Origin of the sequence: Bremerella cremea (genome assembly GCF_039541315.1) — a bacterium.
In the GTDB taxonomy this organism is placed as follows: Bacteria; Planctomycetota; Planctomycetia; order Pirellulales; family Pirellulaceae; genus Bremerella; species Bremerella cremea.
On the sequence record NZ_BAABFZ010000003.1, the window covers coordinates 849,286 to 874,391 of the forward strand.

Annotated in this window: 24 protein-coding genes; 15 read left to right on the forward strand and 9 right to left on the reverse strand. The window is 56.4% G+C overall.

All coding sequences use genetic code 11. From position 1 onward, the window contains the following. The first annotated feature begins 36 nt into the window (after positions 1-36). Together ABD890_RS05695 and ABD890_RS05700 are read left to right on the forward strand one after the other, a co-directional pair. Positions 37-486, forward strand: a complete 450-nt coding sequence (locus tag ABD890_RS05695; protein WP_345086742.1) for an ExbD/TolR family protein — start codon at positions 37-39, stop codon at positions 484-486. A gap of 17 nt (positions 487-503) precedes the next feature. Beyond that, positions 504-1,007 carry an ExbD/TolR family protein gene (locus ABD890_RS05700; RefSeq protein WP_345086744.1) on the forward strand — a complete coding sequence of 168 codons (504 nt, stop codon included), beginning with the start codon at positions 504-506 and terminating at the stop codon, positions 1,005-1,007. A 40-nt stretch (positions 1,008-1,047) separates the two neighbouring features. On the opposite strand, the gene xerD is transcribed toward ABD890_RS05700, so the two are convergent. Then, a complete protein-coding gene (gene xerD / locus ABD890_RS05705) occupies positions 1,048-1,989 on the reverse strand; it encodes a site-specific tyrosine recombinase XerD (RefSeq protein ID WP_345086746.1) in 942 nt (313 codons plus the stop codon). Between the two features lie 209 nt (positions 1,990-2,198). On the opposite strand from xerD, the gene galE reads away from it, so the two are divergent. From galE to ABD890_RS05725, 4 genes are all read left to right on the forward strand, one after another. Next, positions 2,199-3,182, forward strand: coding sequence for a UDP-glucose 4-epimerase GalE (galE, locus tag ABD890_RS05710; protein WP_345086748.1), 984 nt, complete (start codon positions 2,199-2,201; stop codon positions 3,180-3,182). Between the two features lie 36 nt (positions 3,183-3,218). Next, positions 3,219-4,439, forward strand: coding sequence for a 1-acyl-sn-glycerol-3-phosphate acyltransferase (locus tag ABD890_RS05715; protein WP_345086750.1), 1,221 nt, complete (start codon positions 3,219-3,221; stop codon positions 4,437-4,439). Positions 4,440-4,517: 78 nt separating this feature from the next. Next, positions 4,518-5,534 (forward strand): 3'-5' exoribonuclease YhaM family protein, encoded by a 1,017-nt coding sequence (locus tag ABD890_RS05720; protein ID WP_345086752.1) that lies wholly within the window; start codon positions 4,518-4,520, stop codon positions 5,532-5,534. Between the two features lie 114 nt (positions 5,535-5,648). Beyond that, positions 5,649-6,944, forward strand: coding sequence for a sensor domain-containing diguanylate cyclase (locus ABD890_RS05725; RefSeq protein ID WP_345086754.1), 1,296 nt, complete (start codon positions 5,649-5,651; stop codon positions 6,942-6,944). On the opposite strand, the gene prmC is transcribed toward ABD890_RS05725, so the two are convergent. The 3 genes from prmC to rpmE form a co-directional block, all read right to left on the reverse strand. Continuing rightward, complete coding sequence (gene prmC / locus ABD890_RS05730; protein ID WP_345086756.1) at positions 6,941-7,819, reverse strand: peptide chain release factor N(5)-glutamine methyltransferase; 879 nt, start codon at positions 7,817-7,819, stop codon at positions 6,941-6,943. The genes ABD890_RS05725 and prmC overlap by 4 nt on opposite strands. Positions 7,820-7,863: 44 nt before the next feature. Continuing rightward, on the reverse strand, positions 7,864-8,940 hold the full coding sequence (gene prfA / locus ABD890_RS05735; protein WP_345086758.1) for a peptide chain release factor 1: 1,077 nt from the start codon (positions 8,938-8,940) through the stop codon (positions 7,864-7,866). 133 nt (positions 8,941-9,073) lie between these two features. After that, a complete protein-coding gene (rpmE, locus tag ABD890_RS05740) occupies positions 9,074-9,304 on the reverse strand; it encodes a 50S ribosomal protein L31 (protein WP_345086761.1) in 231 nt (76 codons plus the stop codon). A gap of 432 nt (positions 9,305-9,736) precedes the next feature. On the opposite strand from rpmE, the gene ubiE reads away from it, so the two are divergent. From ubiE to ABD890_RS05775, 7 genes are all read left to right on the forward strand, one after another. After that, positions 9,737-10,447: a bifunctional demethylmenaquinone methyltransferase/2-methoxy-6-polyprenyl-1,4-benzoquinol methylase UbiE gene (gene ubiE / locus ABD890_RS05745; RefSeq protein ID WP_345086763.1), complete on the forward strand. Its 711-nt coding sequence runs from the start codon at positions 9,737-9,739 to the stop codon at positions 10,445-10,447. Then, a complete protein-coding gene (locus tag ABD890_RS05750) occupies positions 10,444-11,097 on the forward strand; it encodes a UbiX family flavin prenyltransferase (RefSeq protein WP_345086765.1) in 654 nt (217 codons plus the stop codon). Before ubiE ends, ABD890_RS05750 begins: the two co-directional genes overlap by 4 nt. Beyond that, positions 11,090-11,998, forward strand: coding sequence for a UbiA-like polyprenyltransferase (locus tag ABD890_RS05755; RefSeq protein ID WP_345086767.1), 909 nt, complete (start codon positions 11,090-11,092; stop codon positions 11,996-11,998). The genes ABD890_RS05750 and ABD890_RS05755 overlap by 8 nt, the downstream gene beginning before the upstream one ends. A 116-nt stretch (positions 11,999-12,114) precedes the next feature. Continuing rightward, entirely contained in the window at positions 12,115-13,266 is a 1,152-nt protein-coding gene (gene mqnE / locus ABD890_RS05760; RefSeq protein ID WP_345086769.1) for an aminofutalosine synthase MqnE, read from the forward strand. 21 nt (positions 13,267-13,287) lie between these two features. Further along, positions 13,288-13,776 carry a molybdate metabolism regulator gene (locus ABD890_RS05765; protein WP_345086771.1) on the forward strand — a complete coding sequence of 163 codons (489 nt, stop codon included), beginning with the start codon at positions 13,288-13,290 and terminating at the stop codon, positions 13,774-13,776. 126 nt (positions 13,777-13,902) lie between these two features. Beyond that, on the forward strand, positions 13,903-14,667 hold the full coding sequence (locus ABD890_RS05770) for a hypothetical protein (RefSeq protein ID WP_345086773.1): 765 nt from the start codon (positions 13,903-13,905) through the stop codon (positions 14,665-14,667). A gap of 21 nt (positions 14,668-14,688) precedes the next feature. Further along, on the forward strand, positions 14,689-15,714 hold the full coding sequence (locus ABD890_RS05775; RefSeq protein WP_345086775.1) for a DUF4272 domain-containing protein: 1,026 nt from the start codon (positions 14,689-14,691) through the stop codon (positions 15,712-15,714). 19 nt (positions 15,715-15,733) lie between these two features. Here the strand turns inward: ABD890_RS05775 and recG are convergent, their stop codons facing one another. From recG to priA, 4 genes are all read right to left on the reverse strand, one after another. Next, entirely contained in the window at positions 15,734-17,830 is a 2,097-nt protein-coding gene (gene recG, locus ABD890_RS05780) for an ATP-dependent DNA helicase RecG (RefSeq protein ID WP_345086777.1), read from the reverse strand. Positions 17,831-17,860: 30 nt separating this feature from the next. Next, the gene (gene rnhA, locus ABD890_RS05785; RefSeq protein ID WP_345086780.1) at positions 17,861-18,328 is read right to left on the reverse strand and encodes a ribonuclease HI; all 468 of its coding nucleotides are present in this window, start codon (positions 18,326-18,328) and stop codon (positions 17,861-17,863) included. A 150-nt stretch (positions 18,329-18,478) separates the two neighbouring features. After that, a complete protein-coding gene (locus tag ABD890_RS05790) occupies positions 18,479-20,371 on the reverse strand; it encodes a sensor histidine kinase (RefSeq protein WP_345086782.1) in 1,893 nt (630 codons plus the stop codon). Between the two features lie 87 nt (positions 20,372-20,458). Next, on the reverse strand, positions 20,459-22,657 hold the full coding sequence (priA, locus tag ABD890_RS05795) for a replication restart helicase PriA (protein ID WP_345086784.1): 2,199 nt from the start codon (positions 22,655-22,657) through the stop codon (positions 20,459-20,461). Between the two features lie 214 nt (positions 22,658-22,871). On the opposite strand from priA, the gene nadD reads away from it, so the two are divergent. Beyond that, on the forward strand, positions 22,872-23,495 hold the full coding sequence (nadD, locus tag ABD890_RS05800; RefSeq protein ID WP_345086786.1) for a nicotinate-nucleotide adenylyltransferase: 624 nt from the start codon (positions 22,872-22,874) through the stop codon (positions 23,493-23,495). A 25-nt stretch (positions 23,496-23,520) separates the two neighbouring features. Here nadD and ABD890_RS05805 read toward each other — a convergent pair whose 3' ends face one another. Next, positions 23,521-23,781 carry a hypothetical protein gene (locus ABD890_RS05805; RefSeq protein WP_345086789.1) on the reverse strand — a complete coding sequence of 87 codons (261 nt, stop codon included), beginning with the start codon at positions 23,779-23,781 and terminating at the stop codon, positions 23,521-23,523. A 224-nt stretch (positions 23,782-24,005) separates the two neighbouring features. Between ABD890_RS05805 and ABD890_RS05810 the strand changes: the two genes are divergently transcribed. Next, positions 24,006-24,860: a sensor histidine kinase gene (locus ABD890_RS05810; protein ID WP_345086791.1), complete on the forward strand. Its 855-nt coding sequence runs from the start codon at positions 24,006-24,008 to the stop codon at positions 24,858-24,860. Positions 24,861-25,106: the final 246 nt, after the last annotated feature.

The window sequence follows — 25,106 nt, forward strand, 5'->3', positions numbered from 1 at the left end:
TTTCCGTCCGATCTCTTCAGCGATAAGACATAGCGAATGAAGATCCATAAGAAAAAGCGGGAGATGCTCGAGGGGGACCTGACCCCAATGATCGACATGACGTTCCAGTTGATCGCCTTCTTTATGGTGCTGATCAACTTTACGCAGGCCGATCAAAACAAAGAGATTAAGCTCCCCGAAAGCGAACTGGCCAAGCCGCCGGAAGTGCCGTTCGAGAACGCGATCACGTTGCAGATCTATAAGAATGGCAACGTGTATTTCGACGGCAACGACTTCACGCTCGATAGCCTGCGTCCCCGTTTGGTGGTCGAAAAGCAGATTGCGGATGAGTTCAAAGGGAAAGATGGCGGTGCCCAAAATGTGACCGTCATCATTCGTGGCGACTCGTTCGTCGAGACTGGCAAAGTGCAAGAGACCATCAAGCTTTGTCAGGATGTAGGCTTCGAGAAGTTCGCTTTGCGTGCCAAGGAAAAAGTCCCCTACTAAGGTGAACGGTTAGGTTCATGAAACTTCGCAAGAACGAAGTCCACGGACGAGAAAAGATCGATGTGCCGATGACACCGATGATCGACATCGTGTTTCAGCTCCTCGTCTTTTTCATCATGACGTTCAAAATCGTCGCGATGGAAGGTGACTTCAACATCAACATGCCGCAAGCGGCCCAAGGGGCGCCTAGCACCAGTTTGCAGGTCCCTTTGAAACTGAAACTTCGAGCTGGCCCGAATGGTGCGTTGCAATCGGTGGCGTTGAACAACACCACTTTCGATGGCAACGTGCAGGAAAAGTTCGCCCAGTTGCAGGATGCGATCGTCCAGCAAATCGGCGTTTCCGACGGCCCTAGTTCGGCCCAGGAAGAATCGGAAATCGAAATCGATGCCGACTTCCAGTTGCACTATCACTACGTCATTCGTGCCATCACCGCGGTGACCGGCCGAGTCGACCCCAAGACGGGCGAAGTCCAGAAACTGGTCGAGAAGATCAAGTTCGCTCCCGGTGCCGGTGCTTAGTCACGGCGACCTGGTTAGCCCAGCGATTCCAACCTGAAGTTCACGCTCGCGGATGAAACGCGGCGTGAACTTTTTTTAGGCGCGTCTGGTCGACGTGCGTGTAAATCTGCGTGGTCGCGATACTGGCATGCCCCAGCAGCTCTTGGACCTGCCGAAGATCGGCTCCTCCCGCCAGCAGATGCGTGGCGAAGCTATGCCTCAAGGTATGCGGGCTGACATTCGGATCGATTCCGGCTCGCAGCGCGTACTTTTTGACCATCTCCCAAATCGCCTCGCGGCGAAGAGGTCGTCCAGTGCGAGTCAGAAAGAACGCCGGCGAACCAAAGCCTCGTTTGGCCAGCTTGGGACGCTCTTCTCTTAAATACAGTTCGCACGCGGCAACCGCTTTCTCGCCGAGGGGAACCAGCCGTTGCTTGTTCCCTTTCCCATGTAGACGGCAGAACTGATCTTCCAGATGCATGTCGCTGGCATTCAGCCCAGCGATCTCCGACGCACGGCAGCCGCACGCATACAACACTTCCAGAATCGCTCGATCACGTCGCCAGTAGGGATCTTCACTCCACGGAGCGGTCAGGAAATCGTCGATCTGGTACGGCGGGATGACGGAAGGAATCTTCTGCCATAGCTTCTGGCAACCTAGCAGTTCGGCCAGGTTGTCTTGCATCACCCCTTCCAACTGCAGATAGCGGAAGAAGACCTTCAGCGAGATGATATGCCGGGCCACCGAAGCGGGGGCCAGGTTTTGATCGTGCAGCCAGGCAACATAGTCCGAGAGTTCCGCGATGGTCAGCGTTGTCGGATTTTTGGGGCCGACCCATGTCCGAAATCGTCGGAGATCTCGCGTGTAAGCCTGGATGGTGTTATTCGACAGGTGACATTCGGTCGTCAAATAAGTGACCATCGACGCAATCAACCGCTCGGTTCGCTCGCCCTGAGGCTGAGGGAGCGGTCGCTTGAGTTTGAGCTTTAATTTTCGTTTCATCGAGAACCCAAGCTACTTTTGAATCAAAGGACAGAACCTGGCTTATTCTTGTTGTCGGCCTTAAATGCGGCCGAGCCGAGCTGGCAAACGAAGATTCCGGTCGTATTGATCGTAGGGGTTCGATTCGGCAGAATCGTGGCACAGCCGTGGTGTAGCGGACCTGCCACAACGTCAACGATTGAATTCAGCAAAACATCGAGGAAGTGAAGATGCGAGTGCTAGTGGTTGGTGGAGCGGGCTACATTGGATCCCACACGGCCCGAAAATTGGCCGCAACCGGGCACGACGTCGTCGTCTACGACAATCTCTCGGCAGGCCATCGCGATGCTGTCGCGAAGCTTCCCTTGGTCGAAGGTGACTTACTAGAGACCGATCGACTGACCGCTTCCATGCAGCAGCATAAGATCGAAGCGGTCATCCACTTCGCCGCGTTTGCCCTGGTCGGTGAATCGGTTACCAATCCGGCCAAATACTATCAGAACAATATCACCGGAACGCTCAGTTTGCTGGATGCCATGCGAGCGGCCGATGTGCCGCGGATTGTCTTTTCCAGCACCTGCGCGACGTATGGCATTCCCGCTTCCTCCCCGATCGACGAATCGTTCCCTCAGAGCCCGGTCAATCCGTATGGCTTCACGAAGCTGGCGATCGAACACGCCCTGCAAGACTACGCCCATGCCTATGGAATGTCGTTCGCTGCCTTGCGATACTTCAACGCCGCCGGGGCTTCCCCGGATGGCGATATTGGCGAAGACCACTCGCCCGAGTCGCACTTGATTCCGCTGGTGCTGCAGGTTGCCTTAGGCCAGCGAAAATCGATCAGCATCTTCGGCGATGATTACCCCACCCCCGATAAGACCTGTATCCGCGACTACATTCATGTCGACGATCTGGCCGATGCGCACCTGGCGGCAATGGAGCAGATCACCCCAGAGAATTGCCTGAAACTGAACCTCGGCACCGGGCGTGGCGTGAGCGTGCTGGAGATCATTGAAGCGTGTCGCGATGTCACAGGGCACGAAATTCCAACCGAAATGGCGCCTCGACGCGAGGGGGATCCCCCTGCCCTGGTAGCCAATCCTACGCAAGCCCATACAATTCTCGGTTGGCAACCGAAATACTTGGACGTTCGCGAGACGATTGAAACTGCCTGGCGTTGGCATCAGTCTCACCCCCAAGGATACGCAAAATAACAGCCTCAGCGCAGGCCCTAAAGCCTTCGCTCTCCCATGCAGAACATCATCATCGAGAAGCCCTACCAGTTTGTGCCGCCCCATCGGGGCACCTGGTGGCCTGCTATCATTCAGCGATTCAACCTCTACGGAATCTACCTTCGCAAATACGAAGGAGTAGCCTCGTACGAGGTTCGCTATCCAGAACGCTTGAAGGAATCGCTCGATGCGGGGCGTGGGGTTTTGCTGGCTCCTAATCATTCCCGCGTGTCCGATCCGCTGGTGCTCGGTTTCCTGGCCCGCGAAGTCGATTGCAACCTTTACTCGATGGCCAGTTGGCATCTTTTCAACCAAGGTTGGCTGAAGGCTTGGGCGATCCATATCATGGGTGGCTTCAGCGTTTATCGGGAAGGGACCGATCGAAAGTCGATCGCCACGGCCATCGATGTGATGGTCGAAGCCGATCGCCCGCTGGTTCTTTTTCCGGAAGGCTCGACCACCCGCACGAACGATCACCTGCACTCGCTTCTGGACGGGGTTGCATTCATCGCTCGGTCGGCCGCCAAGCGTCGCGAGAAGGAAGGACGCGGGGCAACCGTTATCCATCCCATCGGCATCAAGTATCATTTTCAGGGTGACATTGAAGCGACTCTGAAGCCTGTGCTTCACGAACTCGAGTTTCGCCTGGGTTGGCGGACTCTGGAAGAGCTTCCGTTGCTGGAGCGGATTGAACGCATTGGCGAGGGGCTCTTTTGCCTGGAAGAAATTCGCTACTTCGGGCATCCTCGTAATCCAGTCGACATGGAAGCCCGGACTCGCGAACTGATCGATCAAATCCTGCATCCTCTCGAACGCGAATGGCTGCAGGAGCCAGGTGAAGGCAATGTGTTGCCGCGCATCAAAGCCTTACGCTCGCGAATGCTGCCGGACATGATCGCAGGTAAAGTCTCTCCAGAAGAACGTGCCCGTCGCTGGATGCAGTTGGAAGATATCTACGTTGCCCAGCAGATCTCGTGCTACGTCGCCAACTACGTTCGCGATTACCCCAGCATCGATCGCCTCTTAGAAACGGTCGAACGCTACGAGGAAGACTTGAAAGATGCCACCACGCATCACGGCATGTTGCACGTCGTGATCGAGGTCGATCACCCGATTGCTGTCGGTACCGAGCGTCGCCCCAAAGCGGAGCAAGACCCATTGATGGTCGAACTCCGTAAGCGGCTTCAAACGATGCTCACAGGACTTGGTCAAGAATCGAAGCTGTACGCTCCCGCATAAATTGCTGGCGTTCCGCCATGCCCCCTCTTAAGATGGGATCGCCAATCCATCTCTGGTAAATCGCACTTGGGGGCCGCCATGATTCAGACGATGCCGCTGTCGGAACTTCAGCATGGACAACATGCCGACTTCTTCGCTCAGTTGTTCAAGAAGGAACGTGCTCTTACCCGGCAAGGTCGCCCTTACTACTCGCTCGAATTTCGAGATGCCCGCCGCAACGTGGCAGCCGTGATCTGGGAAGGAACGCCGCACGAACTTCCTTGTCGCGACCAATGGACCGTGGGCCGTTTCTACAAGATTCGTGGCCGCTTCAGCGAAACGACCCTCGGCGGCAAGATCGAGATCTCGATGCTTCGCGAAGTCGGCGACGATGGCCATGAAGCAGGCTTCGATCCCCTCCTCTGCCAGCCTGTTTCAGCCGACGACCCACAAGAGCTGTTTGACGAACTGCTGAACGTCATCGACCAGGAAATCACAATCCCGGATCTGCATCAGCTTGTGACAACCATCTACCAAACGCATCGAGAGCGGCTCGCGGGAATGCCGGGTGCCATGCGACACCATCATGCCTACGCTGGCGGGTTTCTCGAGCATGTTTACAGCGTGACGCGAAATGTTTTGTATCTGCTTAATACGTATCGTGGACTGCATGCCTCGTTGCGGGATACTTTGACGCGCGAACTGGCGATCGCCGGTGCCTTACTCCACGATATCGGCAAGCTGTGGGAACTGGACGAAGAAGTTGCCAACACGGCGTATACGATTCCTGGCGAACTGATCGGGCACATCTTGCTCGGCCGTGATCTGGTGCGCGATACGGCACGCGAATTGGAGGTAGATGGCCCTTGGCTCTTACGGCTTGAACACCTGGTCGTCAGTCATCAAGGCGGCCCTGATCATGGGAGCCCGAAATCGCCGATGACCTGGGAGGCCAACCTGGTTTATTGGGCCGATCAACTCGACGGAAACATGTTTCGGCTCGCCTCGGCGATGGAGCAAGAGGGAGACCATGGTTCCTTTTTGCCACGAAGCAACCCTTTCGGGCGACGTGTCTTTCGGGGGGAATTGCCGACAGAATCGGAAACATCGGCATAATTCGACCAGATTTTCCGCAACCTGATTCGCCAGTCGCAGAACGTGGTCTACGTTTACTTGACCCATCCAATGGATGGTTAGCACTCGAAAGAATTGTGCAGCAAGGCCACGTAGATGTTTCTGCTTCTCATACTGATGATCGCAGCGAATCTGTTAATCGGATTCTGCGCCGCCGTGCGCGTCCGGCAACTGATTCAAAATCAGCCGGCGATCGTCACCATCGAGAATGCCGAGATTTTCTTGAGCGAACTCGACAACGAACCGCCACCCGTGTCACGAACGGACGGAAGCAGTTCGACGCAAAAGCTACCGCCGCCCGAAGAAGTTATTCCTTATGAATATCTCGCAGTGCTGCAAGCAGAATCGGTCGAAGCAAATGGTCTGGTCGAAGCAACCGCCCAGGTCTTGCGTCTGGAAATTGGACGCTACCGCGCCCGCATGATCGAAATTGAAAACAAGCTGCGCGAGACCTGGTATCAGCCAACCGAAGATGCCCTGCACGACATCGCCGACGAAGTGGACATGGTGAATGTCGATTGGCTCGATAAACAGGCCGAAGCGGCTCAGCATCTTGACGGATCGCAAGGAGGACTCGGTTCTTACTCGGATGTCGGTCGCCGCTTGTGCGATACGCTGTTCGAGCAAACGGCTCAGATCGAAACGACCCTCAGCAACCTGCAGCAACTCGATTTCGAGGACAACCTTTCCGATACGTGCCGCAAGCTGATCCTGGAGATCGGACGCCTGATCGACCTGGCTCACGACCTGCGTGACAAGATGACTGAAACCATCGTCACCGTGCTTCGCGCTGAAAAGCGTCTGGCAACGATTGACCATGGCATGAAGGTCGATGCATTGACCGGGCTCTACAACCGCACCGGCATCGAATGCAAACTGTTCGAGTGGTGGCGAGACGATATCCGCCGCGAGCGTGCCTTAAGCATCGCGATTGTCGACATCGACGCGTTCCGCCGATTAAACGAACGGCTCGGAACAGAAGTGGGCGATTTGATCATTGCCTCGGTTGGCAAGTACATTTCTGAACTGATCCGCACCAATCGCGGCTTCGAGTTCGCGATGCGACTGGAAGGTCAACGCTTTCTGCTGTTCTTTGGCGACGTCGGCCCGCGTGGGGCCACAAGTGCCGTCGAACGTGTCCGTCAGACCATTAATGGCACCGCCTTCGAGTTCGACGGCGAAGAGCTCGACCTTCGCTTGAGTGCCGGCGTGACGGAAGCCAAGCCAAACGATACCGTGCCGAAACTGTTCAGCCGAGCCATGACCGCCTTACGTACGGCGAAGAAAAATGGCCGCAACCGCACCTTCATCGACGAAGGCAGCGGACCTCAGCCAATCGATCCGCCTGAGTATTCGGTGCGTGCCAAGGTAGTTCATATCACTCAGCACTAAGCCGTGCGACGAGCGACCAGGTAGCGATCGTGGCGTGCCAGATCTTTCCCGATGGAAATTTGATCGTAGTTGCCGGTCTCTTCCGCGATCTTGGCAACCCGCTGGGCAATCATCGGACTGAACTCCAGCAGCATCCAACCGCCAGACTTCAGATAGTCGGCTCCTTCTTCCAGGATCCGGCGTAACACTGCCGTTCCCTCTTCCGGCGCAAACAGCGCCAGATGCGGTTCGTGAGCGATGACCTGGGCGTCCATCATCGAGCGTTCCGATTCCGCAACATATGGCGGATTACTGACGATGAAATCGAACTTCTCGCCATCCGGCACCGCGGCAAAGAGGTCCCCTTCGGCGAACTCAATGCGATCGTCAACCTTGTGCTTGGAAGCGTTACGCTGGGCGACCTCCAGGGCCTTGCCGCTGATGTCAGTCGCCAGGCACGTTACCTTCGGAGCGTGCTTGGCAATCGAGACGGCAATAATCCCGCTGCCGGTTCCCAGTTCCAACAAACGCAGCGATTCGCCAGAGCGTCCCTTCACGCGATCGAGCGTTTCAATGACGAGGTGCTCGGTCTCGGGACGAGGGATCAAGACATCAGGCGTCACTTCAAACGCCATCGAGTAGAACTCGCTGTCTCCTAACAGGTAAGCAACCGGAATGCCGGCGGCCCGCTGTTTGACCAGTTCGCGGAACTTAGCCCGGTTGTCTTCGTCGACCGTTTCTTCAAACCGGGTATAGAGCTGAATCTTCTGGCACTTGAGCGCATGGCATAAGAGCAACTGCGCTTCGAGGCGAGCCTCTTCACTCCCTTTCGACGTGAGATAGTCTGTCGTCCAGTTTAACAGACGGCCAATCGTCCATGGTTCGGCAGTCGACATTGGGGGCTCTTTCGCCAAAAGGGGAAAGCAAGGGACTGCGCGGCTTAGTCGAGGTCTCCCATCGAGCCACGCAGTTCTTCGCGGTCGTGATCGATCAAAGCGTCGATCACGGGTTGCAACTGACCAGCCATCACCTGATCGAGCTTGTACAGCGTCAGGTTGATGCGATGGTCGGTGATGCGGTTTTCAGGAAAATTGTAGGTGCGGATGCGTTGGCTGCGGTCGCCAGAACCGACCAGGCTCTTGCGATGGTCCGCACGCTCTTTCGCTTCCCGTGCGCGCTGGGCATCGTACAACTTAGTCTTGAGTAGACGCAAAGCACGATCGAAGTTTTTGTGCTGGCTACGTTCTTCACAGCACTGCACGATGATGCCGGTCTCTTGATGGATCAGACGGACGGCCGATGCCGTCTTGTTGACGTGCTGACCGCCAGGACCGCTACTCGCTGCGTAACGCTCGACGGTGAAGTCGGCGTCGTTCAGCTCGAATTCGACTTCTTCTGGTTCAGGCATCACGGCGACGGTTGCGGCCGAAGTGTGAACGCGGCCCTTGGTTTCCGTTTCCGGAACGCGCTGCACGCGGTGACCACCACTTTCGTACTGCATTTCCCGGTAAACACCTTCACCAGAAACCGAGATGATCGCTTCCTTGAACCCGCCCAGTTCGGTCGGATTCGATTCCATGATCTCGTACTTCCAGCCTTTGCTTTCCGCATACCGTTTGTACATTTCGTACAAGTCGCGAGCAAACAAAGCAGCTTCGTCACCACCGGTACCACCACGAATTTCGAGCACGATCTTGTCGCGGTTGGCGTCTTCACCACCGATGGTCATGTCCAGCAGGTCGTGCCAGACTTTCTCACGCTTCGCCTTCAATTCGATCAGGTCGGCTTCGGCCAGTTCGGCCATCTCGGCGTCGTCGCCGTCGATCATCTCTCGCGCGTCTTCGATTTCGCCCACGATGTTCTTGAACGTGCGATAGCGACCGGCAAGACGGGCCAACGAACCATGTTCGCGTGCCACGTTGGCCATCATCGACGAATTGGACAACACGTCGGGGTCGCTCATCTGCTTTTCGAGGAACTCGAACCGAGCGAGCTTTTCTTCCAAGATGTCGCGCATGAGAAGCGTCTTCCTGAGGTTGGCCTGACCAAAGAAGTAAACGCGTCAGGCCGTTGAATGTGAGATTCTACGAAAACACGCGAGCCCTCAGCAGAGGATTCTCGCGTGCAAGTGACATTCAGATTGGAAGAAGCTACTTCTTCTTTTTCTTTGCCAGGCTGGCGTAGTTGCCGGCGAACTTGTTCTTGAACTTTTCGATACGACCACCCGAGTCGACGAAACGTTCCTTACCGGAGTAGAACGGATGGCAAACATTGCAAACGTCGACCACGATTTCCTTGCGGGTACTTCGCGTGGTGAACGAGTTGCCACAGCCGCACTTAATCACGGCTTCCTGATATTTGGGGTGGATTTTTTCTTTCATGACCTTCGCTCCGTGGCAAGTTCGCGGACGAGCCCTTCGCTAGTCCGTTCCCCTGATGTGCTGGAAAACCTACGATTATAGCGCTCGGTGACAAGGGAGACAATCGCAGATAGGCCTCCAGGGAGCGAATCGCCCCCAGATAGCCGCCACCGCCGTGACCACAAAACCACACCGCTGGCCTGCCATAGCCTCAAACCATTGTGATTGCTGCACTTACCTCGCGATCTAGATTGGCTTCCAGCAAAGACTCTCGAGGTTAATTTCTGCGTCAGAGCAGCGAATCGGCCTGCCTCCCCATGCCGTCGAGACGTCACCCGGTCCCGATTGGCCTGCGGGAATTCACTTTTGGGGGCGTGTTACCATGGGTAGCCATTTCCGGTAGATTAAGCAGTTTAGTCCCTTAGATTTAAGACAATTCAGGCCTGACGACGCATGGCGATTGATAAATCGGGTACCCGAGTTCGGCAGATGTTCTCGGAAATTGCGGGCAACTACGACCGCATGAACCACCTGCTTTCGATGAACATCGATAAGTACTGGCGATGGCGAACCGTGAAGATCGTCCCGCCGACCGGCGATAGCCCCATCCTGGATTGCTGCACCGGAACCGGCGACCTGGCACTGGCCTATTGGAAGGCCGCTGGCGGCAAGGTTCAAATCGAAGCCACCGACTTCTGCCCCGAGATGCTGGAAGTAGGCGAGGTGAAGAAGGAAAAACTTGGCATCAACGGCCAAGTTCGTTTTCAGGAAGCCGATACTCAGCAGCTTCCTTTCGAGGACGATACCTTCCAGATCGTGTCGGTCGCCTTCGGTCTACGAAATGTGGCCGACACCGATGCCGGACTCCAAGAGATGACACGCGTTTGCCGCCCTGGCGGAAAGGTCGCAGTGCTCGAGTTCTCGCAGCCGCGTTGGCAGCCATTCCGAGGCATTTACCAGTTCTACTTTAAGAACATCTTGCCACGCGTCGGTCAGGCATTGGCTCAGAACAAGCAAGATGCCTACAAGTATCTGCCCGATAGCGTGGGCGAATTTCCACATGGCGAAGCACTCGCCGAGAAGATGCGTTCGGCCGGGCTGAAAGATGTGTTCTTCAAGCCTTTCACCTTCGGCGTGGCCACACTTTACGTGGGGACAAAATGAGCTTGCCAGTCGTCGTGGCAATCACCGGAGCCAGCGGAGCGGTCTATGCCCGCCGGCTGCTGAACGTGCTGTACCATAGCGGTTACGACGTACAGCTTTCGATCAGCCAATCGGGGCAAACGGTCTTCCAGCAAGAGCTGGGCATTCGGCTTGAACTCGATAGCTTCGATCCGACCACGCTCGTAACCGACAGCATCCCCGCCGACGACCTGCGTCTGACCGAGACCGCCAAACAGAACCAGGCCACGAAACCAGGCACGCTCCGCTATTACCACTTCGGCAACTTCATGTCCCCGATGGCCAGTGGTTCAGCACGCTCGGCGGGCATGGTGGTCTGTCCATGTTCTGGCGGCACCCTGGCAGGCATCGTGCATGGCAACTGCACGAACTTGATCCAACGATCTGCGGAAGTTCACCTGAAGGAACGCCGCAAACTGATTCTGGTCCCGCGGGAAACGCCGATTTCGCTCGGCTACATCGACAACCTCCGCAAAGCGGCTGAAGCGGGGGCGGTCGTCATGCCTGCCATGCCGGGCTGGTATCACGGGGTCGAATCGCTGGACGACTTGATCGACTTCATGGTGGCACGGATCCTGGACCAACTCGAAATTCCACACGCCTTGATGCAACGCTGGGGAGAAGATGCCTGAGCGACTTCGCCACATTTTGGAAATGATCCGCTTCAGCCACACGGTTTTCGCCATGCCCTTCGCCTTGCTGGCGACCATCATGGCCTGGGCGATCCCAGCACCGGAAGGGGAAACGGTTCAGTTGACCTGGCAGGCCCTGTTGGGCATCTTGCTGTGCATGGTCTTTGCCCGCAGCGCGGCGATGGCGTTCAATCGTCTGGTCGATCGCCGAATCGATGCCGAGAACCCGCGAACTGCCGCACGGCATATCCCGGCCGGGCTGCTCTCGGTACAGAGCGTGGTTCTGTTCACGGTGGTCTGCAGCATCGGCTTTGTCGCCTCGACACTGCTGTTCTGGCCGAACTGGCTGCCCCTGGCGTTGTCGGTCCCAGTGCTCGCCTTTTTATGCGGTTATAGCTACACGAAACGCTTCACCGCTTTCGCCCACTATTGGCTGGGAATTTCGTTGATGTTGGCACCCATTTGTGCGTGGGTCGCGATCCGGGGCGAGATTGTCCTGAACCATCCCGCCGACATCCTTCCAGCGGCAGCACTCGGCCTGGGTGTCCTCTTTTGGGTGGCTGGGTTCGACATCATTTATGCCTGCCAGGATGCCGATTTCGATCGCGACGCCAAGCTGCGGAGCGTGCCTGCTAAGTTCGGTGTTCCTGGTGCTTTACGTATCGCTGCGGTCAGTCATCTTCTGGCGGTGCTGGCATTTGCCACCCTGCCGTTGGCGGCACCTCAGCTGGGTTTGATTTATTGGCTGGGGTTGGCGGCCGTTGCCGCGCTGCTGGTGTACGAACACCTGCTGGTTCGCCCGAGCGACCTCTCGAAAGTGAATCTCGCGTTCTTCCATGTGAACACGGTGATTGGTGTTGGCGTGCTTCTTTTCACGAGCATCGACCTGCTTTGGAACTGACCCGCCTTGCAGCGAATGGGGCAAACGGCGACCATAGCAGTTACGAATCACCCGTTTAACGCGGTTAAGAAGCCAGACAAAACGTTCCCTCTCAAATTTGGATCAAGCGACCTGAAATGATTCGAGCTGACAAAATTTCGTTGGATACCATCGGCAAGAAGGTCGAGAACGGCGAACGTTTGAACCTGGACGAAGGCGTCTTCCTCTACCGCGACGACGTTCCACTGAACGAAGTGGGCGAGTTGGCCAACATGGTTCGCGAGCGGAAGAACGGCAACTTCGGCTACTACAATATCAACACCCACCTCAACCCGACCAACATCTGCGTCTATCGCTGCAACTTCTGTGCGTTCCGAGCCGACCTTCGCGATCCGCGTGGGTACGTGATGAGCGACGAACAGATCCTCGCTCGCGGTCAGGAAGCGGTCGACAACGGTTGCACCGAGATGCACATCGTCGGCGGCCTTCATCACCAGAAGAAGTTTGACTGGTACGTCAACATGGTGAAGATCCTGCACGATGCCTACCCGAAGCTGCACCTGAAGGCTTGGACCGCCGTTGAAATTAACTGGTTCGAGTTCCTGACGAAGAAGTCGGTTCGCGAAGTGCTCGAAGTCCTTCGCGACGCAGGCCTCGGCAGCATGCCAGGTGGTGGTGCCGAAATCTTCCATCGTGAAGTCCGCGATCAGATCTGCGAACACAAGGCCGATACCGGCAAGTGGCACGAGATCCATCGCACCGCTCACGAAATGGGAATCAAGACGAACGCGACGATGCTGTACGGGCACATCGAAAACGCCTATCACCGCATTGACCACCTGATTCGTCTGCGGGAAACCCAAGACGTCTCAGGCGGCTTCCAGACGTTCATTCCACTCGCCTTCCATCCTGACAACACCGAACTGGCCGAACTCAAGAAGTTGAAGAAGCCTTCGGTCATGATGGACCTCCGAACAATGGCGGTCTCGCGTTTGATGCTGGACAACTTCCCGCACATTAAGGCTTACTGGATCATGCTCGGCATCGGCACCGCTCAAACGGCGTTGTCGTACGGTGCGGACGATATCGACGGTACCGTTCGCCACGAGCTGATCTACCACGATGCAGGTGCGACGACGCCTGAAGTGATGTCGGTCGAAGACATCAAGCGTTTGATCACCGAAGCAGGCCGCGAACCGGTCGAACGCGACACGGTTTACAATCGCGTCGAACGTAATCCCGACAACATGTCGGAGTGGACCACCGGCGAAGCAGTCGAAGTTCACTAAGCCGCGAAAGGCCCGGTTGCTATGTCGGATCACGATCCATTCAACGAGCCTGAAACGGCTCATGTTCGTGCCCGAAAGTTGATGACCGAAGAGTTCTTCTGGGACTGCGTCGATGAACAAGCCCCCTTCGGCAGCGACGAAGGGTCGGACGCCTATTACGAGTGGCGTGATTGGCGTGAAGAGAATCCAGACCAGCCCCTGATGGTTTGTCTGGACTGGATATTGGATGGTCAGTCCGAGCAGTACAACGCGTCACTTTACACTGACGAGCGAATCGCTCAGGACCTGGCCGATCCCTCTTCGGCATTTCTGGCCGATCACTGGGACATCGATACGCTCGACATCACGATCCTCGCCACCGCACTCGGGCAATTGCTCGACGAAGGGACCATCGATGCGGATGCCAAACCATTGGCAATCGTTGCCATCGAACGTCAACTGCGACGATCTTCTGATCCGCGCCGGCAACAAATCTTGAACGCAGCCCGGCGCGTCGTTGACAACGCCTAGGACTACCGCGTCTTTCGCTGGCAAACGGAAATAAGCCCACGCAGACTTGCAAGGTTGACTTCCTCGCTCGCGGGAAGTGACAATACCCCGTGTATCGCAATCGATCGAACCTCTTCGTGAATTGTCATGGGCCTGGTACTGCAACTGCTCTTCTGGCTGGCGATGATTTTCTTCCTGCTCGCTTTCAAAGTGGGCGAGGCCTTCGTTCGCGCAGCGCTGGCCACGGCGATGTTCCTGAAAGAGATCGGTTCGCTTGGTTTCTCGAAAGCAGAACTTCGTTATCGTCAGTCGCTGCAGGAAGCATTCCAGCGTCCATGGAATGATTCGACTCGGGCCGTTCGACGATCTCCAATTTTCTTTCTCGTCCCGCTGGTCCTCATCCTGACGTTCGCCACGATCTTTATCGGTTGGCGCATTGCCGATGATTGGCAGAAGAGCAAGATCGCCGACACGAGGGCGCAGATCGAACGGATCGCGGACGAAGCGTTGGCTGATGTGGTTGCTGAAGGCGAAGAGATCCAGGCTGGGAAACTACCGGAGATCGATGCCTGGAAACATCACCTCGTATTGCAACGATCGGATGTGCTCAACGGAACCAAGTTAGTCGTGCTTTCATTCGGCCCAGATGGCAAACCAGGAAGTCACGACGATCTAACGACAACGCGGTTCCATAAGAAGGAACTGAAAGAAATCGCCGGCGATCTGGCAGGCCGCAGCAAAGATGCCATCAAATCGAAGTGGAACAAACTGCTGGGCAAGGAAGAAGAGCCAGTCGAACCAGAAGAATCGCCGGCCGAGAACGCCGTGATTTTGAATCTGGGGGAAGACGACTCGAAACCGACAATCAGCTTGAAGCTGAAATTTGGTAGTTCCCCAACCAAAGATGATTAACCTTACTTCATTCAAACGCCCATGCTTCTGATCAACGCTTACTGCACCCATCGCAATCCACCAGAACCCAACTTTCCCCACGAGTTGCACTCGCGACGCGATCGCAGCGATGCGGAACTCGCCGAGCACCTGAACGGCTTCGTCGGCTACGTGATGCAGAACGGCCAGCGTGAAATGACACAGGTTCTCTATCACGTCTATCGCCATATCGAGCGTGTCCAGCATCAGTTCAGCCTGACGATCGATCAGGACGACTTCGAGAAGTTCGCTTACTGGGCCGAAGAGGCGAACGCGATCTTGTTCATGCCAGATGGTTCGGTTTGCGATGCGATGGGATACACGCTTGTCGATCCGGCCGATGGAAGTTGCGACGAGGAAGCTCAACTCCCCTTCCCTGCGGATGCTCGCAAGCGGAAGGAAGCTACGGAACAACAATTGGCCACACTCGGTATTCCGACGCTGCCGTCGCTGCCTCCGGTTGTGGGTGAGTGTGAAGTCCAATTGCGATCGGCCGAAGAGGTTGCCCAGCGAACGCTCAGCTTATTGGTAGTTGCCAGCCGGGCCGAAATGCTTGCCGAGCATCAGCCGGTCCCGCAAGAGGAAATGCGGCGACGCCTGCCGCTCGCCTTCGAATCGCTGACGCCGAACGAAATAACGTTCATGCAGACCGACATGCCGGACCAGCAATCGGTGATGAACTTCGTGTGGCGTTACGAAGCGTTGTTTTTGCTGCGGTGGGCGTTAGGGCACTTCGATACGCTCCCCTTCCCGGAAGAGATCTGCGATGTTCCGGCTGTCGTTCGCGATATTCTCGATCGCGATGCGGCCGAGATGATCGCCACCGCGAAGCTGCGTTCCGCTGCGGAAATCCTGGAAGCAGTCGATCTTCATTTACGACTGCACTGGGCGACGACCGAAATCCGGCAGCGTAAGCAGAAGCCACCATCCAATATCAACACCAGCGTTTTGATCGAGCGGCGACATGCCCTGAACTGGCTGATCTGCTTCGAGGATGCCGCCTGGGACGACGTTTCGATCCCCACGTAAAAGCGTACCGTCTTGGCGTCTAGCCAAGGTCGCCGATGTCGAGCGACTTTCCGTAGCGGGTCAGCACCATCCGCTGCAGCTTTTCCCATTTGGCACCTGCCAGGTTCGGATCGGTGTCGGTGATCGAGAACGCGTCGGCTCGGGCCTTCGCCAACAGTTCGCCATCACGCTGCAGATCAGCGATCCGTAGCGGAGGCATGCCATGCTGTTTCCAGCCGAAAAGATCGCCCGGCCCGCGAAGCTTGAAGTCGACTTCCGCCAACTCGAATCCATCGGTCGTGCCGGCAAACGCTTCGAGCCGTTCACGCGAAGCATCGGTCGTCGGATTGGCGAACACGCATAAGTAGCCAGGATGCTTACCTCGGCTGATTCGACCACGAAGCTGATGCAATTGTGCCAGACCAAATCGTTCGCCACTTTCAATCGTCATCATCACAGCGTTCGGAACGTCGACGCCGACTTCCACCACGGTCGTGGCGATCAGCACGTCGATCTCGTGGTTGGCGAACCGCTGCATGACGGCATCTTTCTCGGCCGGCGGCATACGACCATGCAGCATCTCTAGGCGAAATTCTTCGAGCTCGCCGTTGGCCAGATGCTCCAGTAACTGCTCGACGCCACCGATCGTATCTTCGCGCTGTGTTTCATCAACCAGCGGAGCAATGACGTAGCCTTGGCGGCCTTCGCGTAGCTTCTTGCGATAAAAGTGCCACCACTTCTCGCGCTGCTCGTCGTCGCCGATGTAGGTGTTGATCGCCTGTCGACCGGGCGGAGCTTTGCGAATTGTCGAGATGTCGAGGTCGCCGAACATTCCCAGGGCGACCGTTCGCGGAATAGGCGTCGCGGTCATCACCAGGTAATGCGGATCGTTGCCGGCACTTCGCAGGGCGGCACGCTGACGCACGCCAAACTTGTGCTGCTCGTCGATGATCACGAGGCCTAGCTTTTGAAAGTTGATTTCCGTAGCGATGATGGCCTGGGTGCCGATCAGCAGATCGATCTCTCCCTGGGCGACTTCCTGCAGAACCTCTTCCCGCTGCTTGTCGGTCAACGAACCGGTCAGCACACCAATCCGCACCTTGGCATGGCTTAGCAGTTTTGTCAGCGTTCGCGCATGCTGCCGAGCCAACACTTCCGTCGGCGCCATCAGTGCTGCTTGCGACTTCGCCGCGACCGCTGCCAACATCGCATAGACCGAGACCATCGTCTTTCCGGTACCGACGTCCCCTTGCAGCAGGCGATTCATCGGAATCGTTCGCCCGAGATCGTGGCAGATTTCGTGAATTGCCTGGTTCTGATCTTCGGTCAATTCAAACGGAAGCAACCGGCGAATTCGTTCGTCGATCCTGAAGTCGACCGGGATCGGAATGGCACTCTTGCGTTCGTTCAATTGATGCTTGCGAAGCGACATCGCCAACTGCAACACCAGAAGTTCCTGATAGATGAACCGCTTGCGAGCCGCCTCCATGTCTTCGCGGGTCTCAGGGCGATGGATCTTGTTGAGGGCGTCGTGAATTGTCAGCAAGCCATGCTGCTGCAGAAATGATTCCGGGAGGACTTCTTCCAGATCTTCCCCGTGCGAATCGAGGGCGGCATGCACCATCTTTCGCATCATTCCTTGACGCACTCCTTCGGTCAACGGATAGACCGGCAGCAGTTTGCCACCTTCCGGCCGCTCGCCTGGTTCGATGATATCGACCACCGGGTGGGCCATCTCCCAGCGGTTACCTTGATGGCGTGGCTTGCCCGAGACAATCACATGCTGGCCGGCGTTGAAACGCTTTCGCATGAACGGCTGGTTGAACCAAACGCCTCGCAAATAAGCCTGGTTGTCGCGAACGAGAATCCCCAGGATCGATCGACCTGGGCCGGTGCCCCGGAAGTCGACGTCTTCGATCACGCCGGCAATCGACGCAGGCTCGTCCTCGATCAGGTCGTCAATCGAGACCAACTCGCGCAGGTCTTGGTAGTCGCGAGGAAAGAAGAAGATCAGATCGAGCGCCGTGTAGAGCTGAAGCTTGGCCAGCTTCTCGGCACGCTGCGGCCCAACACCTTTCAGAAACTGCACCGGCGTTCGCAAACGCTGCAGCGGTGTCGAATCGCGGCGATCGGACATGGCGACCTCTGTCTGGTGGGACGGCACTTCTTATCGATAAGGCTGATAGGCCGCGACCGCCAACTCGTCGCAGCGTTCGTTTTCAGGGTGCCCGCTATGCCCTGGCACACGCGTATATTTGACGCGATGCAGTTGCAGTTGTTCGTCAAGCTGCTTCCACAAGTCGTCGTTTTTGATCGGCTTCCACGACTTGCCTTCCTTGCGGCGCCAATTGTTCTTCTTCCAATTGGGCATCCACTCCGAAATCCCTTTGCCAACGTACACGCTGTCGGTAAAGAGCTCGATGTTGCAGGGGCGGCTGAGGGTTTTCAGCCCTTCAATCACCGCCATCAACTCCATACGGTTGTTGGTCGCTTCTCGCTCGCCGCCTGACTTCTCCATCTCTTTGCCCGTTTTGGGATGCTTCAAGATGAATGCCCAGCCGCCAGGGCCAGGGTTTCCGCTACACGCTCCGTCGGTGTAAAGGAGAACTTCAGGTTCAAATGGGGAAGCCGCCATGCTCTGCTCCGTTGGGTCGGGGTTCAAACGACCAATTATGCCGCTTTGCTGCACAAGGAAAAAGGCTATGGACGGGCGGAAAATGCGATCCGCGGGTGATCCGTCGCCAAACTTTTCCCACGCGTAAGAAGAAACGTCCAGCCAGCGGCGTTACTTCGACGAAGAATCCATCGTTTCAGGCGTCTCGACCGTGCGAGAACCATGGATCTTCACGAAATCTCCTTGCTTGCTCTTGGTGATTTCGTCGATCCGGGCCGTGAACGAGTTTTCGATGACATCGGGGCGATCTTCGATTTCCCACGGGATGTCCACGTAGAAGGTACTCCCCTTCCCCAACTCGCTTTCCACGCGAACCGTTCCGCCGAGAAGTTGACACAGTTCGCGGACGATTGAAAGCCCCAGTCCGGTGCCAGAGTACTCGCGAGTCAGCGTATCCCCTTGAGGTGTCGTTCCCTGGCGGAACTTTTCGAAGATGATTTCGCGATCTTCTTCGGCGATCCCGACGCCCGTGTCCCCTACGCCAAGGCAAAGCCGGCCATCGATTCGTTGGGCTTTCACACCGATGCGTCCACCTTCGGGCGTGAACTTGATCGCGTTGGAGAGCAGGTTCGTCAAGATCTGCTGGAACTTCGATTGATCCTGCAACGCAGGCTTTTCATTCGGGTCGACCTGGCAGGTAAGATCGATATTCTTTTCTTCCGTCAACGAGCGGACCATGTCGCAGGCCCCACTCACGACGGCCGATACCGAGAACCGCGACGGACGAACTTCCATCCGGCCACTCTCGATCTTCGCCAGGTCAAGAATATCGTTGATCATGTCGAGCAGCAGTCGGCCTGACTTCTGAATGTTTTCGACATAACGCTTCTGCTTGTCGTTCAAGCTGTCGATCCCGCGCAGTACGTCGGAGAAGCCGAGAATACTGTTGAGCGGAGTTCGCAGTTCGTGACTCATGCTGGCGAGGAAGTCGCTCTTCAGGCAGTTCATTTCATACAACTGCATATTGGCCTGGGCCAACTGGTCGACTTTGCCGTCCAGGTCGCGGTTGACGTAGGTCAGCTTGTTCTGGGCATCGATCAAGTGCGCCAACATGCGATTGAACGACGTGGCCAGATCTTCGAATTCGTCGCCGGTGTAGATCTCGGCACGCACGTCGAGATGTCCCTGGCTGACCTCGTCGCTCACATCACGCAAGTGCGTCAGCGGCTTCACGATGATGTATCGCACGATCAAGTACAACGCGATCATCGACAGCGCGACCGTGATAATGGCCGTGGCCAACAGGTAAGCCCGGTTCTTGGTCAGGGCAAACTGGGTGATCTCGTCGTCTTTCACGATTTTGATCACGTTGAACGGCAGTTCGTTCTCAACCAGGGCACCGGTCGGAAAGGCAGGCGCCAGGTTCGTGTTGTGGCAAGCGATCGTGCAAGACCGCTTCCAGTAGATCGGCTGGTAATAGATGTACTCTTGGTTCTCGGCATCGTAGAACGCCTCGGAGGCAGGCGAGTACGGGATTGAGTCATCGTCGTTCTCGTGACCGACCTGCATGAACTCGTCGGTCGTTTCCTGCGTGTCGAGATCTGGCGTTCGCAAGAACTTTTCCAGGATCTCTTTGTCACGAGTCTGCTGAATCTCTTTCAGCCGCCGCAAGATATCGGCTTCTTCTTCGTTGGCCGGCAGATGGATCCGTTCCGCCGCTCGGCCAGTGGCTGCCAAAGCTCGGTCGGCCGGATCGAGGGTCATGACCTGCCAGCGATACTTGACGTACTCGAGATCGAGCCCGGTATCTTGCACCAGCTTTTCCCAGCCATCCAGATTCTTTTGGGCCTGGGCGTCATGCTTCCAATGGATCTTCATCAGAACAGCGTCTACCAGGTGCCGGCCGGTGCTCAAGTTGTTGTTGTGCACCAACTGCTCGGTCGACTGCCCATACCACCAGAAACTACCGGTAATCAGCAGCAAAAGGCACGTTCCGTACAGAAAACGACATTTTCGCTCGAGATTGGTCTCGCCGAGAACTCGCTTGATGGAACGATACGACATACGGATTAGCTTACTTGAAGGGAGTCAGTTACCCTTGAATTCTAGCGCTTTCGGCCATCTGAAACTACCCAGATTTCCCAGGCAAGCTCACATCATGTCGATCGGGTCGACATCGGCAATCCACACGACATCCTCGGGAACAGCAATTTTCTCGCGACATCGCAGTACCGCGTTACGCATCAACTGCCGATCGAAGCTGTGTAGCAGCAAGTGATAGCGGTAATTTCCCCGTAGTTTCTCGATCGGTGCCGGAGCTGGCCCTTGCTGCGAGATCTCACCTCGATTTTCCTCGGCGAAGCGTGCCATCTCTTCCGAGACCCGTTGCATGAACAGTTCGACCGACGGCTGTGTCGGCCCACGAGCAATAATGCGAACCATGTGCGCGAAAGGTGTCATCTGGAAATCGCGACGGAAAGGAAGCTCACGTTCGGCAAACAGGGCGTAATCGTGCCGCGTGGCGGCTTCGATCGCAGGATGATCGGGGCTGAGCGTTTGCACCAGCACTTCCCCCCCCAGATCGCCACGCCCTGTCCGCCCGGCAACCTGGGTAATCAATTGAAAGGTCCGCTCCCCAGCGCGTACGTCTGGAAAGTGAAGTGCCGTGTCGGCATTGATCACGCCGACCAATGTCACGTTTGGAAAGTCGAGTCCCTTGGCGATCATCTGCGTACCGACCAGGATCTTCACTTCGCGATTTCGAAACCGCTCTAACGCCGCTTCGTGCGAGCCAGGCTTCTTCATCGTGTCCGAGTCCATCCGGATGATCGGGTACGAGCCGAACTTTGACTTCACCTCTTGCTCCAGCTTTTGCGTCCCGATCCCTGAGAAACGTATCCCAGAGTAACGGCACGTCGGCACCGGACAGACGCGCGGGGCGGTGCTGCGGTAATCGCAGTAATGGCAAACCGTGCTGCCATCGGTTATGTGATGCGTCAGCGGGATCTCGCAGTGAGGGCATTCGACCAGGTGACCGCACGCAGGACACTGTATGTGCGTGCTATGGCCGCGGCGATTGAGCAGCAAAATAATCTGCCCGTCCTGTTCCAGCGTTCGCTTCATTGAATGATAAAGCTGCCGACTGATTGCTCCGCGAAAGCTGGTCGTTTTGTCGTAGCGCATGTCGACCGTACGTACGGCCGGAAGCGGTCGGTTGCCGATGCGATTAGGCATCGCGATCAGTTCGTATTCCCCCTTCTGCGCCCGGTAGAATGTTTCGAGCGAAGGAGTCGCAGTCCCCAGAATCAGCGGCACTTTTTCGTATTCGGCCCGCTTGGCGGCGACTTCGCGTGCATGGTATCGCGGAACGGAATCTTGCTTGAACGACGTGTCATGCTCTTCGTCCAGAATGATCATGCCCAACTGCGGCGTGGGTGCGAAGACTGCGCTTCGAGCACCAACGACCACATTGACGATCCCTGAAGCAATACGCTTCCACTGCCAGTGCCGCTCGACGTCGCTCATGTGGCTATGCAGCACGGCGATCCGATCGAACCGTGAGGCGAAGCGTTGTTTGGTTTGCGGCGTGAGGCTGATTTCGGGCACCAGGACAATTGCCTGCTTGCCTTGATCGATCACATGCTGAATCGCCTGGATATAGACTTCCGTCTTCCCACTGCCAGTCACGCCATGCAGCAAGATTGGCTTCGGCTGGGGCGATTTCACTTGGTTCAAAATGACTTGTAGTGCCGAGGCCTGCATCTCGCTAAGCGTCTTGGCAGGCTCGCGTTCCATGTCGATTTCGTCGAAATGGGCATGGCTCACTCGGCGAACTTCCGACGCGATCAGCTTCTTTTTTCGCAGCCCGGTGATGGGGGCTTGGGTGCAACCACATTTCTCAGCCAGATCGCCCGGCGTCATGGGCTTGCTGGCAGCGGCCAAGGTTGCCAGAACCTTGTGCTGCTTTTCCGGAAGCTTGATAGTCGACAGCCGCATGACCACTTCGGACGGAACGCTCAGCAGCGTGACTTCACGCGTGCCGGCATTTCCACGCACGGCGGCCGGAATGACCGCGTCGAGCACCTGGCCCCAACTGGCCAGATAATAGTCCGCCATCCACTGCGTCATCTGCAGCATGTGGGAAGATAACAGCGTTTGCTGATCCAAGGTTCCTAGAACGTATTTCAGCTTCCGCGTGCCGTATTCCTTCCGTTCAACCGCAACGCAGTACGCCATCACGCGTCGATTGGAACGCCCCAGCGGAACATAAACCCTTCGTCCCGGCAAGACTTCGCCGACCAGTTCGTCGGGAACCAGATAGTCGAAAGTCTTCTCAGGGCCCGTAGACATCACGATCGACGCCACTAACCCAGTCTGGGCATCGTCCTGTTCCCAGGGAGTGGAATCGTCGCCGAAAAGTCCTTTTTGGTTCTTCACCGAGATCTGAGATGCTAGGGTTTAGTTGGGTCGTTCTAGAAATGACTGCCGGGGACCGATACGATAGCAGTTTGAGGGCAAGCTTCCCACCCACAGCGACTTCGACCTTATCTCGAGGGGGTGTACCATGCGTCTGGGAATCTATGGGGGATCATTCTCCCCAATTCACAACGGTCACTTGCTTTTGGCAGAATCGTGTCGGGAACAGTGCGGACTGAACGAAGTCTGGTTCCTACCGGCTGCCTCGAACCCCTTGAAGCAGGATGTCGAGCTGGCGTCCGATGCTCATCGTACGGCAATGGTAGAACTGGCAATTGCTGGCAACCATGCCTTCAAAGTCAGCCCGATCGAGCTGGAACGTGGCGGTCTCAGCTATACCGTCGATACGCTGCGAGAAGTCCGACAGATCGTTCCGCATGCCGAGCTATTTCTGTTGATCGGCGGCGATTCGTTCGCTTCGCTCTTTCACTGGCACAAGATCGAAGAGATCTGCGAGCTGGCAACCATCTGCACCGTCGGTCGCCCTGGCTTCGATCTGAATGACTGGGGTCGATTGCCGGAAGTTCTCAACGAAGATCAAATGACGCAGATCAAGCAGCACTTCGTCGAGATGCCGCTGATCGATCTTTCCAGTACCGAGATCCGCCGCCGCGTTACCGAAGGACGTTCGATCCGTTACATGGTGCCCCGCAGCGTCGAGAAGTACATCGAAACGCAGCATGTTTTCCGCAATCAGCCGACACACGTCTAAGCATCGGCTGTAATGCCAGCACCGATTAAGCTGCGCGACGGCGTCCGAGCACCTGGCCCAGTTGCGGTGTAAGAGGTGTCTGTTCGAGGGCAGGATCCGACTTTAAAGCATCGAGAACTTGCTCGAGTTGTTCCATCGACGAAAGGCTGAGATCGAGGAAGATCCAGCGTTTGCCGGCCATTTCGCAAACACCGCCTCCCTGACCGTTGAGCCATTCGCGGCGGATCTGATAGCCAAGGTCTTTCGCCGTAGCGATCGCCTGGTCAAGTAGATCGAGGGTGTGCATCCTTGCTAACTCCGATGATCTAGGCAATTTGCATGAGCAGCCACAAAGACTGCGGATTATTCCGTCACGAATTGTAGCGGTCACCTAGGGATCGACGATAGACATATTACGGGACGTGCTGCCCCCTGCATTCGAATTGCCAGCAAGGAAGCTGTCGATTCGCAGATTGCCAGCTGCTAGCTCGTCACCGGTCAATCGCGGAACTAACGCAAGCAGGCTCAAGGATGACCCACTCGCAAGCCCCCTCCGAAACTTCCATCATCGAGCGTCAGGCCAAAGAAATTGAAATCCTGAAGCGACGCTTGCTCGAAGCGCAGAAGCTGACGGCCCTCGGTGAACTGGTCAGCACGACCACGCACGAATTCAACAACGTGCTGATGTCGGTGATCAACTATGCCCGCATGGGGCTTCGTCATACCGACGACCAGACACGTAACAACTGTTTCGAAAAGATCGCCGCCGCTGGCGAACGCGCCGCCAAGATCACGACCGGTGTTCTGGCCCTGGCCAAGAATCGTGGCGACCGCATGGAACCGACCGACATCGCCAAGATTGTCGACGACTCGATTGTGCTGCTGGAACGGGAACTGCGAAAGTATCGCATCGCCATCGATTTCCAGCGTGGCGAAGTCCCCCAGGCCCTGGCCAATGGCAACCAGGTGCAGCAGGTCTTGTTGAACCTGATGATCAATGCCCGCCAGGCAATGCCTCAAGGTGGTCAACTGATTCTGAAACTGTCGTTCGACCCTCAGTCGAACATGGTCGATCTGTTGGTTCGTGACCATGGCTGTGGCATTCCAGCTGATCAACTGCCGCATATCTTCGATGCGTTCTTCACCACCAAGAGTGGACCTGATGAAACCGGCAAGGGGGGAACCGGCATCGGTCTTGCGGCATGCCGTGACATTGTCGAAGCCCACAAAGGTAAGATCCGCGTGCAAAGCACGGTGGGTGTTGGCACCGCGTTCACGATTCGAATTCCGGCGGCGACTGCGAACCAGGCTGCCCCGGCACCTGTCTCTCGCGGAGTGCCGATTGCCGGAAACGAAATGCTTCCCGCGTCGCCGGTGCGGCAATAGGCGAAACTTGGCCACTTCATGGCAAGTTCACGGAATACGGACTTGTCACAAACGAAATCGCGCACATAATAACGCTTATGAACAACAGCTGGCAGTTTTATTTTGGTTTCTTCTTTACCTACTTTCCGAGTAGGGCCGAGGATTCTGTGTAAAGCTGCCAAGCCATAAACGCGAGAACACCAAAGCCCTGAATCGGAAAACGGTTCAGGGCTTTTTTTGTTTCCCGACTCAACCTTAACGATCCCA

Coding starts and splice junctions, on each gene's coding strand:
- ABD890_RS05695 (WP_345086742.1), top strand. CDS start 37: ATGAAGATCCATAAGAAAAAGCGGGAGATGCTCGAGGGGGACCTGACC.
- ABD890_RS05700 (WP_345086744.1), top strand. CDS start 504: ATGAAACTTCGCAAGAACGAAGTCCACGGACGAGAAAAGATCGATGTG.
- xerD (WP_345086746.1), bottom strand. CDS start 1,989: ATGAAACGAAAATTAAAGCTCAAACTCAAGCGACCGCTCCCTCAGCCT.
- galE (WP_345086748.1), top strand. CDS start 2,199: ATGCGAGTGCTAGTGGTTGGTGGAGCGGGCTACATTGGATCCCACACG.
- ABD890_RS05715 (WP_345086750.1), top strand. CDS start 3,219: ATGCAGAACATCATCATCGAGAAGCCCTACCAGTTTGTGCCGCCCCAT.
- ABD890_RS05720 (WP_345086752.1), top strand. CDS start 4,518: ATGATTCAGACGATGCCGCTGTCGGAACTTCAGCATGGACAACATGCC.
- ABD890_RS05725 (WP_345086754.1), top strand. CDS start 5,649: ATGTTTCTGCTTCTCATACTGATGATCGCAGCGAATCTGTTAATCGGA.
- prmC (WP_345086756.1), bottom strand. CDS start 7,819: ATGTCGACTGCCGAACCATGGACGATTGGCCGTCTGTTAAACTGGACG.
- prfA (WP_345086758.1), bottom strand. CDS start 8,940: ATGCGCGACATCTTGGAAGAAAAGCTCGCTCGGTTCGAGTTCCTCGAA.
- rpmE (WP_345086761.1), bottom strand. CDS start 9,304: ATGAAAGAAAAAATCCACCCCAAATATCAGGAAGCCGTGATTAAGTGC.
- ubiE (WP_345086763.1), top strand. CDS start 9,737: ATGGCGATTGATAAATCGGGTACCCGAGTTCGGCAGATGTTCTCGGAA.
- ABD890_RS05750 (WP_345086765.1), top strand. CDS start 10,444: ATGAGCTTGCCAGTCGTCGTGGCAATCACCGGAGCCAGCGGAGCGGTC.
- ABD890_RS05755 (WP_345086767.1), top strand. CDS start 11,090: ATGCCTGAGCGACTTCGCCACATTTTGGAAATGATCCGCTTCAGCCAC.
- mqnE (WP_345086769.1), top strand. CDS start 12,115: ATGATTCGAGCTGACAAAATTTCGTTGGATACCATCGGCAAGAAGGTC.
- ABD890_RS05765 (WP_345086771.1), top strand. CDS start 13,288: ATGTCGGATCACGATCCATTCAACGAGCCTGAAACGGCTCATGTTCGT.
- ABD890_RS05770 (WP_345086773.1), top strand. CDS start 13,903: ATGGGCCTGGTACTGCAACTGCTCTTCTGGCTGGCGATGATTTTCTTC.
- ABD890_RS05775 (WP_345086775.1), top strand. CDS start 14,689: ATGCTTCTGATCAACGCTTACTGCACCCATCGCAATCCACCAGAACCC.
- recG (WP_345086777.1), bottom strand. CDS start 17,830: ATGTCCGATCGCCGCGATTCGACACCGCTGCAGCGTTTGCGAACGCCG.
- rnhA (WP_345086780.1), bottom strand. CDS start 18,328: ATGGCGGCTTCCCCATTTGAACCTGAAGTTCTCCTTTACACCGACGGA.
- ABD890_RS05790 (WP_345086782.1), bottom strand. CDS start 20,371: ATGTCGTATCGTTCCATCAAGCGAGTTCTCGGCGAGACCAATCTCGAG.
- priA (WP_345086784.1), bottom strand. CDS start 22,657: ATGTCTACGGGCCCTGAGAAGACTTTCGACTATCTGGTTCCCGACGAA.
- nadD (WP_345086786.1), top strand. CDS start 22,872: ATGCGTCTGGGAATCTATGGGGGATCATTCTCCCCAATTCACAACGGT.
- ABD890_RS05805 (WP_345086789.1), bottom strand. CDS start 23,781: ATGCACACCCTCGATCTACTTGACCAGGCGATCGCTACGGCGAAAGAC.
- ABD890_RS05810 (WP_345086791.1), top strand. CDS start 24,006: ATGACCCACTCGCAAGCCCCCTCCGAAACTTCCATCATCGAGCGTCAG.